This window comes from Glutamicibacter sp. NPDC127525 (genome assembly GCF_042672105.1).
Lineage (GTDB): Bacteria > Actinomycetota > Actinomycetes > Actinomycetales > Micrococcaceae > Glutamicibacter.
In genome coordinates this window covers 372159-381560 of sequence record NZ_JBHXVN010000005.1, presented here as the reverse complement: position 1 = coordinate 381560, position 9402 = coordinate 372159, and the positions used below count along the sequence as shown (strand labels likewise).

Sequence of the window (9402 nt, the reverse complement as noted above, 5' to 3'; positions counted from 1 at the left end):
TCAACCGTCAGTTCCGGAGTCGGCTCAACCGTCAGTTCCGGAGTCGGCTCAACCGTCAGTTCCGGAGTCGGCTCAACCGTCAGTTCCGGAGTCGGTTCCGGAGTCGGCTCAACCGTAGGCTCCACCGTCAGTTCCGGAGTCGGTTCCGGAGTCGGCTCAACCGTCAGTTCCGGAGTCGGCTCAACCGTCAGTTCCGGAGTCGGCTCAACCGTCAGTTCCGGAGTCGGCTCAACCGTCAGTTCCGGAGTCGGCTCAACCGTAGGCTCAACCGTCAGTTCCGGAGTCGGTTCCGGAGTCGGCTCAACCGTCGGTTCAGGAGTCGGTTCCGGAGTCGGTTCCGGAGTCGGCTCAACCGTCAGTTCCGGAGTCGGTTCCGGAGTCGAATCAAAAGTAGATTCAGAGATCTCTTCAGGCGACGGCATAGCCGCTGGCACATGTGTCAGCGGGACAAATAGATTACTGAATGGCGACTCCACTTGGTTTGTGATTGCTGGATCGTCCTTCGCATCAGGAACAATTTGCCCAATCATGTCTCGTAAGAACATGGCACCGCTCATTACGACGGGTGGCTGGGCCCCAGCTATCGGGGCTTCAACACCTTGCACCTGCGGCTGGGTCTGGTCCGCGCTGGACGGTGCGGCCCGTTCCCTTTCCTCCTGAACAATCAGTTTCGGTATCAGGCCGATAGCGGACGCGGTTACGGCGACGCTCACCAACCCAATGCCCAAAGTGACGGCCAGGCTGCTTCCTCCCGTTATGCTCAATCCGGCGCCCGATGCATCAGCGGATGCTGTACCAGCAGTAGCTCCCGCAGACACCGTTGCTGAGGCAGCTGAAAATCCCATTCCAGCAATACCTCCCGAGGCAGGAATCCCCAGCGCAGTTATCCCGCCAACAAACAGAGGAAGGACATAAGCGCGCAACGTGGCACCGATTTCGTTCAATTCCCCGAACACTACTGCGCAGTTCGGGCACGATTTCAAATGCTCTTTGACATCACGCTCGTTCCGGATCCCCAACGTACCTCGGATAAAGGCAGGCAAATGCTCTCGAATGTCGGCGCAATTTGCAGGAACCCCAGACTGACCATTCATGTGCGCGGCCAAATAGGCTTCACGCAATCCCTCGCGCGCCCGTACCGCCAATGCTGAAACCGCGTTGGGTGTCATTCCTAGAATTGGCGCGACGTCTCTCGGCGGCAGTTCCTCTACTTCGGTGAGCCACAGCACCGTCTTCCAGCGTTCGGTCAAGGCATTGAACGCAGCGATGGCAAAGTTGGATTCATGGCGTTCCATCGCTTCGTCCGCGTGTGCATCGCCTGGAAGGAATTCCTGGACATCCTCGACAGCAATTTGCTTCGTGGCCGACTTATTCCTGGAAAAAGCTTCACGGGATACCGCAGTCATTAAATAGGCGCGGAAGAACTCATCCGGTCCTGCCCCACGCTCGATGATGCGGAAGACCCGCAAGAAAGCTTCAGAGACAACATCCTCGGCGTCGGAAGGAGAGTTCGTATGCCTGAACGCTACATTCAGCGCCACTTGCTTGTGCCGTCGATACAGGTGGTCCTGGGCTTCGCGGCTTCCTGTCCTAACACCACGAATTAAATCTGCATCGCCGACTTCAGTAAAGCGTGCCCCAGAATCAATTGTCACTACGTCCCCATAACGTTTCGTGCGACAAGGCAGGTGCTCGCAGCCGCCCCCCAAAGATTCCCCAACCCCTGGGTCCGACTAACGGCAACCTGCGCCCCGTCGACGATGCCGCCCGAGTTTGGGCGCCATTTTCATCCTTTAGAACATATCAGGATTTTTCCAATATATCTGTGAAATGGACCTGAAAATCCCGAAAGGTGGGCGAGTTCCATCCCCCAAACTTGCAACTCGCCCACCCGTCAGCATCTTCCCCATAAGACAACTGGACGTCTCGAAACCTCATAATTCCTTGTTGCCCAGTTCAGCGCCTACACCACTTAGATACGCGGAAAAGGGAATCATGACGCAAGAATCCGTATTAATTTGGAATTTTTTCTTCGAGCCGGAGTTCGTATAGATTCCACGGCTGGTCCGCATCCTGGCGAGTAGCAGGAAATTGGCTCGAAGCCCCCTCCAATGCGGACCCTACGCTGTCGTCCATCAACGAAGTGGGGTAGCGGAGACATGCAGCAACGAATGGCCCTCGGCATTTCGCAGTTCCTTGCTCACGGATCTGCTGCGCATGGAGCCTGCGCCTTCCCAACGCCCGATTTCCAAGGAATAATTTTCAGGTTCCTGCTTCATGTACCGCTACACCAATTCGTCTGTCGAAACCCGATTGGACGATGCGATGCCCCGAAAATTCCAGATGTTCAGGCGGTCAACAACGTTCAGAAGCTGCCCGTAATCTTGGCCGGGATCAGGACGTCCCCCTCGGATCTTCGTTGGCAGGTGATCGCACATCCATGGTGAGCACCGGACCGGCTTCGTCCAGAGTTCCAGCCACTTTCTTCATGATCGAGGTGACCGGGTTTGACCGCTATAGGTAGATTTAATCTGACTTAGAATCGATCGTTCCGTCAGCCGACCTCGGCCAATAAGGGCACTCACTGAACTTCGCGAAATTCTCCAAGTCGTCATCGCCGAACGCGCAACTGGGAAACATCAGCTCGGTGACGTTGATGCCATCGCGCACATAGCGCCGAACGACTTCACTAACCAGCTCGACAAGCCTGGTATCAAGCCCACCCTCTTTCCACGCCGAAATGCTTGCCAGTTTTCGGAAGGATGCCCCTCTCAGGAAGTAGAAATAGCTGCGAGAACGCCCTTCCACCAGTTAATCCGACGTGGGCGGAGGCTATGCCAAATTGGACACCGGACAACTCATCGACGCCCTTGGTCGGGCCTAGGATAGCGGCCCCGAATGCACCCATCGAAATGCATGAGAGCAAACTTTATTACGAAATGTTACTAAGTCCAAAGATGACTATTTATCAACTCCTTGGTAGGTTGATCCCGAATCATACATTCAGGTGTGGGGGCCTGGATTTATTACCTTGGGGATTTTTCGTTAAACGCTTAATGCGAGTTCTCTCTGGTTTTGTTTCCTTTTCCTAGTGACATTCTTCCCCACGCCTTTCATCAGTTGGGGAACGATAAATGCTGGGCAAGCACTACGAGAATCGTCGCACTCGCAAAAGTAACGGCAGAACCAAGTTGCCTAGCGGCCTGCCAGCGCCAAGAAACTCCCAAGGCCGGGATGTTCTTCAGCACCGAAGAGCTCGGAACTGGCTCATTTTCTGCGCAGCTCTCGTTGCAATCGGAAGCCTAAGTTTTCAGTACTCCGGGGCCGCATTTGCCACGCCATTGTCCAGCACCACTTCCGACACTGGCGAACTTTCAGTAATGGCATCCCAGAGTCCAGCGTCCACTGCCGGCCCTGAAGTTTCCGAATCTGCGCAGCCATCGGGCTCCTCCTTGGAAGAGTCGTCCGGTATAACCGACGAATCGCTCCCCTCGGCTCTCCTGAACAATCCTTCGGAAACACCAGCGCCGTCCCCCTCCAGCTCGAAGTCGGTCGAGTCAACCACTGACCCTGAGCCAGAGCCAAGTTCTTCGGAACCAACAGCCAAAGAGTCGGGTGCTTCCGTAGTGGAGTCCAGAGCTCTTAGAGCTGCGGCAACCTATTCCCCAATCTGTGGTCCCGGATATGTCTACGGGCTGACCTCTGCTGGACAAATCCGTGCCGTTGCACCAGATGGAGCTGTTTCAAACCTGGGCAGTGCTGTCAACCAGGCAAACATGCAGATGAACGGCCTAGGAATCGGTGCCGGCGGATCCACAGTATTCGCTTACCACCGCAGCACGGACACGCTAGGTGCCACGGTTTACCGTTTCGACGTCAACACAGGTTCCTGGTCCACCACCGGCGCTGCGGTAAACTCCAGCACACTGAATCGTTCGGCAGTATTCGTTGCAGGAGCAGTCGATCTGGGCACCGGTCGCTATTACATCGGCGGCTACACCCCTACCGGCAATAGCACACGGTCATTCCAGCTATGGGAATACAATCCTGCGACAAATGCGATCTCTTACAAAGGGCGGATCGCTACAGATACTGGATCCACCGCTGCGGCGAACGGCGACATGGGTTTCGATGCGAACGGAAACCTCTTCGTTGTCCGTGGCTCCGGAAGCACTGCGACCATATACTCTGTGACGGCAGCTAATCTGGCGTCTGCGAATGGCGGAATTATAACTTCGTCAGTCAGTAACACGGTTAATAACACCACGACCAACGTCAACGGTGTTGCCTTCGACGCCGACGGCAAGGGTTATCTGAGCTCGGGCGATATTGTGCAATCTTATGACATGCCTGGGTGGAGCAATCCGAAAACCGTCGTGAGCTCGAATTTCGGCGGAAGTACGGACCTCGCATCATGCGGATCACCGCCGACCATCACCATTGAGAAGTTTGTTGAAGGTGGACGTGTAGCATCAGGTGATCAATTCGGTTTGTCCCTACGCCAGGGAAGCGCTAGCGGCACTGTCATCGGCACGGCAACAACTACTGGCAACGCTAATGGGCAGCAGCCCGAGCGTGTTGGTCCCCTGCCGACTGTACGCAATGTCGAACTGCATTTCGCGGAAACCGCCGCAGGAACCACAACCCTAAGCAACTACGCCTCTAGCTACCGTTGTCTGGTCGATGGCGTTCAAACCGTTCAAGGCACAGGTACTGCAGGAAAAATCACGATTCCTTCCAGCGGCCAAGCAGTGGAATGCCGGTTCTACAATTCACCGCTCATCGCGCAAGTGAACGTCCACAAGCAAGTCACCGACTCAAAAGGTGAGAACCCTCAGCCAGGAAGGAACTGGACTGTAGGCGCTGCTGCGCAATCTGTAACCGGCTCCGTATCTTCTAGCCCATCAGCAACTACGCAGCAGACGAATGCGGAAGGATCGTCCTCATGGCGTTTCCAATTCGGTGCAAGCACCCACAAAGCTGACCTGAAAGTACGCGAAGTCATGCAGGACGGTTACAAATTCGCTAGCGGAAAATGCGACGTGACCAAGCTTGACGGAACCAAAACGACTATCGCTTTGACCGGTCCGGACAACAATCCTGCAGCTGGAATCGTTCCTGGGGACGTAGTTGACTGCACGTTCGTCAACAGCTTGAAACCGGCAAGCGTATCGATCGGAAAGCACCTTCAGGATTTCAAGGGACAGAACCCTAAACCAGCCAACAACTGGACCGTAGGCGCCACCCTGGCAGCCGGAAGCAGTTCTGGAACCAGCATCAGCACCCCGGCAACCGCGCTGACTGGTGCCGATGGCGAGGTCGCGACACCATGGGCTATTAATTTTCCGAACAATCCTACGGCCACTGCCAACGTGACTATCAGCGAGACCATGCAGACCGGGTACGACTTCGTCAGCGGTGTGTGCTCGGTGACTAGTGCCGGCGGAGCCAAAGCAGAAAAAAGCCTCTCTTCAGCGGCTTCAGTCCTGACAGGTCTTAAACCAGGTGACGTTGCTGAATGCACCTTCACCAATAAGCCCAAGAGCGGAGCAGTTCACTGGGAAAAGATCGACGAGGCCGGCAAGGCCCTCTCCGGATCGCAGTGGACGCTCACCGGGCCATCGAATTTCAATGGCGGGCAGGGGCTAGCAATCCAGGACTGCACCGCGCAGGAAGCTTCTTCGTGCACCGGTGCAGACCGTGATCCGCGGGCAGGCGGCTTCAAGATACCTGAATTGCCATGGGGAGAATACCAGTTGGAAGAAACCAAAGCACCAGCTGGCTATTACCCACTCGAAAACCCACTCGTGTTTGAAGTATCTGCCGATACCCTGACTCTCGACCTCGGCCCAATTGAGAACACCCGGCGCGAGGGCCCGGCAATACCACTGACTGGCGGGCTAGGCAGTGATTTCTACAGCATGCTCGGTGGCGGGATCCTGGCCGCGGGTCTTGTTGGTGCAGGGCTTATCCGTCTGCGCAAACGCCGTCAGGGGGTTTCATAACATCAATACCTCCTTGTAAAACCCGCATCATGCGCACACTAATCCCTCATCTCGAATCCACTCGAAGAACAATTCATCAGTCCACCCGAACCCGATGCGCGGTGAGGGAACGAAAGGAAAACGGAAAAACAATGACCGTTAAGAATCCGCTCCTAAGGCGCGCAACCGCCGCCATTGGAGCCATCTCGATCGCAGCTAGCGGGCTGCTGCTTCTTGGTTCACCTGCCTTTGCAGCTGTGGGCCCCGACCAGCCGGGCGCTCCGTCTAGCGGCACCCTGACGGTGAACAAGTATTCGGGTTCACCCGTTGGTACTGGGGAAACTCCTGACCCCGAAAACTTGCTTGATGGGGTTGAATTCACCGTGCAGCAGGTCGGTAAGCTCAACGCAGGGAATTCATGTGATCCAATCGATCTGTCTGCGGCTACCGACTGGAACGGCTTGAACGGATTGTTCAACTCTGCACCAGCTGCTCCTTCCGCGCCGTACTGCTTGATTTCAGGTACCGATGTTGCCCAGTCGACAGTGGATGGCTCTACTGTTTTCAACTTGGACTTAGGTGTCTACTTCGTTCGCGAAACTGACCCAGGCCAAAACAACATCGTCTCCAAGGTCCCGGACTTCTATGTTTCGATCCCTACCTCTGAAGGTGCCGAAGGCAGCGGCTGGAACTACAACGTAGTAGCCGACCCGAAGAACCAGATCCTGGATGAACCAACCAAGACCATCGATCCTGCACAGTCCGAACTGACCGTAGGCAGCGATGTGACCTGGACGCTGAACGTTCCAGTACCTACCCTTAACAATGGCGAGAAGTTCACTGAAGCCATCGTTCGCGACGCCCTCGATTCCCGCCTGCGCTACGTAGCTGAGTCGACAGTTGCCACGGTCGGAGGTACGCCACTTGTTCAAGGAACCCACTACAACGTCACTGGAAACGCCGTGTGGACCTTCACCGCAGCTGGCCGCGCAGTGCTCGATGCGAATATGGGCGAAAGCATCGCTCTTAGCTTCGACACCACCGTGCTTTCTGTCGGCAACGGGGCTATCCCGAACGACGATTACAAGAGCACCTTCAACGGCACCACGGTTCCAGGCGAACAAGTTCCTTACACCTATTGGGGACAACTCTCGATTCTGAAGACCGATGATTCCAAGCCCAACGCGCTAAAGCTGGCAGGCGCTGAGTTCCAGGTCTTCAACCTCACCGGTGAGACCTGCCCGGCAGAAGCTCCAGCTAATGGCACCGTGGCCACCGGCACCTCCGATGCCAACGGTCTTGTGCAGTGGAGCCACACCACCCCAGCCAGCAGCCCTCTGGGCCTTTGGATCACCAACGTTGACAACGGTCCAGCGGCGCCTGCCCCATCCAAGGACTACTGCGTTTATGAAACTGTGGTTCCAGCTGGCCACACCGCAACGCCAATCGACAATCCTGTCACCATCACCCCGGGTGAGAACAATGTCAATTCGATGACCGTGGTGAACGCCAAGACTGAAGGTCCAGATCTTCCGATGACCGGTGCTCAGGGCACGATCCTGCTGACCGTAGGCGGACTGGTAATCGTTGCGGCAGGCGGAGGACTCCTCCTCGCAGCCCGTCGCCGTAACAACAAGCAGGATGCCTAAGCTCCAGCTGGCCTGAACGTATAAAGGCCCAGAATTTGGCGGCGGTGCATTCATGTGCCGCCGCCAAATCTATTTCACCACCTATGAGGAAAACTAGTGAGTACATCGAGACTTAGGCGTCACGCACCGCACAGCGGGCGCCATCGGAGTTGGAAGCTGCCCTGGCTGGAGAGCCTCGCGGCCATCCTGATCCTCGCAGGAGTCATGACTTTCATGTATCCTCGCACGGCGTCATGGTTCTCGCAGCGCGAGCAGTCCCGCGTGACTGAGATGGCGCTCAACGAGATGCGAGAAGCTCCGACCAATGACGCAGCATATCGGGCAGAACAGATTAGCCGCGCCCATGAGTACAATGACGCCTTAGCTAGTGGCGCGGTATACCGGGCCAATGAGAACATCGCCAGCAGTGACATCAACGTCGCTGAAGAAAAGTTGGACTACGATTCAATGCTGGACACCACCGGCAACGGGTTCATGGGGCGCCTTCGATATGAATCTCTCGACATTGACCTTCCTATTTACCACGGCACAAGTGACGAAACACTGCAACGCGGCATTGGCCATCTGGAGGGAACTTCGCTGCCGGTCGGTGGAAATGAAACCCGTTCTGTATTGACAGCGCACCGCGGACTACCGGAATCTACGCTATTCACCCATCTGGATCGGGCACAGATCGGAGACCGCCTAACTGTTTCGGTGCTCGATCAGACTTTAACCTACGAAGTTGTAAAAACGGTGGTCATTGACCCAGACGAAACCGAAGCTATACTCCCTGTCGCCAATACCGACATGCTGACACTTGTTACCTGCACTCCTCTCGGGCTGAACAGCCACAGGATTCTCGTCAATGCAGTGCGAGTAACACCGACTCCACCAGCAGATGAACTCGCCGCAGCAGAAAAATCCGAACTACCTGGCTTTCCGTGGTGGGCCGTAGTCCTGAGCGCTGTGCTTCTAGCGGCAGTTGCATTCGTCTGGCGCGCTGGCTACGCGCAGGCCAACAGACATACCCGCGCCTCGAAGCGCATGGCTGAAGAAAACACATGAGTACCATTTGCTGTTTACGGCTTCCAACAGCATGCAGAGTTAGAAGTATTCCGATAACAGCCAAACCTCTCACGAGAGATACGTCTTCGGTATCTCGGCTGAGCGCCCATCCAATCAAATACGCCGCGGATAGTTCTCCGACACGACAATCAAGCAGGAATCATGGATTCTGACAAGCATTTCGTTCCATACTCGCTCACTATCCGGATGGAAGATGATGATTCCAGCTACGCCTTGTATGAAGCGCTGAAAAGATACAGAGATGGTTTGTTATCGGGCCCATCGGAATCACCGGCAATCCTTAGTTCCGTCACTCATTTGATCCAGGTGGTCGAAGAAGCATGGGAAGAATCGCCGAATGGTGATGCCACACTGGTATTGGGAGACTGAATGCCAGCAAATGGTCTGCTTGGGAATCTACGGCCTGTAATGCTGAAGAAGAACACTTCTTGGGTGTGTGGCTGCATAACCAGCATCAGTCCCTTGATGAGAAGACCCCCGCTGTCAATGCACGCGGGGTCTTCTCATCGGCAAGGAAAGCAACCCGCAAGTTTTTGGGGAAAACCAGCGGGCCCACTGGGAATCGTTATTCTTGGGGGAAAAAACGATTCGCCGCCCAGTGGTTGGATCTGAAAATCTAGCAAACGAAACTAGCCTAGCTGTAAATCCGTATCTTCGGTTTGCCGACATGCTGGACCGCACGATAAGCGGAGGATTCCGTA

General features: G+C 55.5%; 5 protein-coding genes. 4 read left to right on the top strand and 1 reads right to left on the bottom strand.

The annotated features are described in order from the left end of the window. On the bottom strand, positions 1 to 1655 hold a 1655-nt coding region (locus ACFVHU_RS14160; RefSeq protein ID WP_388024918.1), incomplete at its 3' end, for a sigma-70 family RNA polymerase sigma factor. A gap of 2121 nt (positions 1656 to 3776) precedes the next feature. On the opposite strand from ACFVHU_RS14160, the gene ACFVHU_RS14155 reads away from it, so the two are divergent. The 4 genes from ACFVHU_RS14155 (at position 3777) to ACFVHU_RS14140 (ending at position 9070) form a co-directional block, all read left to right on the top strand. Beyond that, on the top strand, positions 3777 to 6005 hold the full coding sequence (locus tag ACFVHU_RS14155; protein WP_388024917.1) for a SpaA isopeptide-forming pilin-related protein: 2229 nt from the start codon (positions 3777 to 3779) through the stop codon (positions 6003 to 6005). Positions 6006 to 6136: 131 nt separating this feature from the next. Next, positions 6137 to 7633, top strand: coding sequence for a SpaH/EbpB family LPXTG-anchored major pilin (locus tag ACFVHU_RS14150; RefSeq protein WP_388024915.1), 1497 nt, complete (start codon positions 6137 to 6139; stop codon positions 7631 to 7633). A gap of 96 nt (positions 7634 to 7729) precedes the next feature. Beyond that, on the top strand, positions 7730 to 8680 hold the full coding sequence (locus ACFVHU_RS14145) for a class C sortase (RefSeq protein ID WP_286134068.1): 951 nt from the start codon (positions 7730 to 7732) through the stop codon (positions 8678 to 8680). Between the two features lie 162 nt (positions 8681 to 8842). Beyond that, a complete protein-coding gene (locus tag ACFVHU_RS14140) occupies positions 8843 to 9070 on the top strand; it encodes a hypothetical protein (RefSeq protein WP_105656397.1) in 228 nt (75 codons plus the stop codon). Positions 9071 to 9402: the final 332 nt, after the last annotated feature.

Bases quoted from the DNA above. Each gene is read 5' to 3' on its own strand.
- ACFVHU_RS14155 (WP_388024917.1), top strand. From the start codon at position 3,777: ATGCAGATGAACGGCCTAGGAATCGGTGCCGGCGGATCCACAGTATTC.
- ACFVHU_RS14150 (WP_388024915.1), top strand. From the start codon at position 6,137: ATGACCGTTAAGAATCCGCTCCTAAGGCGCGCAACCGCCGCCATTGGA.
- ACFVHU_RS14140 (WP_105656397.1), top strand. From the start codon at position 8,843: ATGGATTCTGACAAGCATTTCGTTCCATACTCGCTCACTATCCGGATG.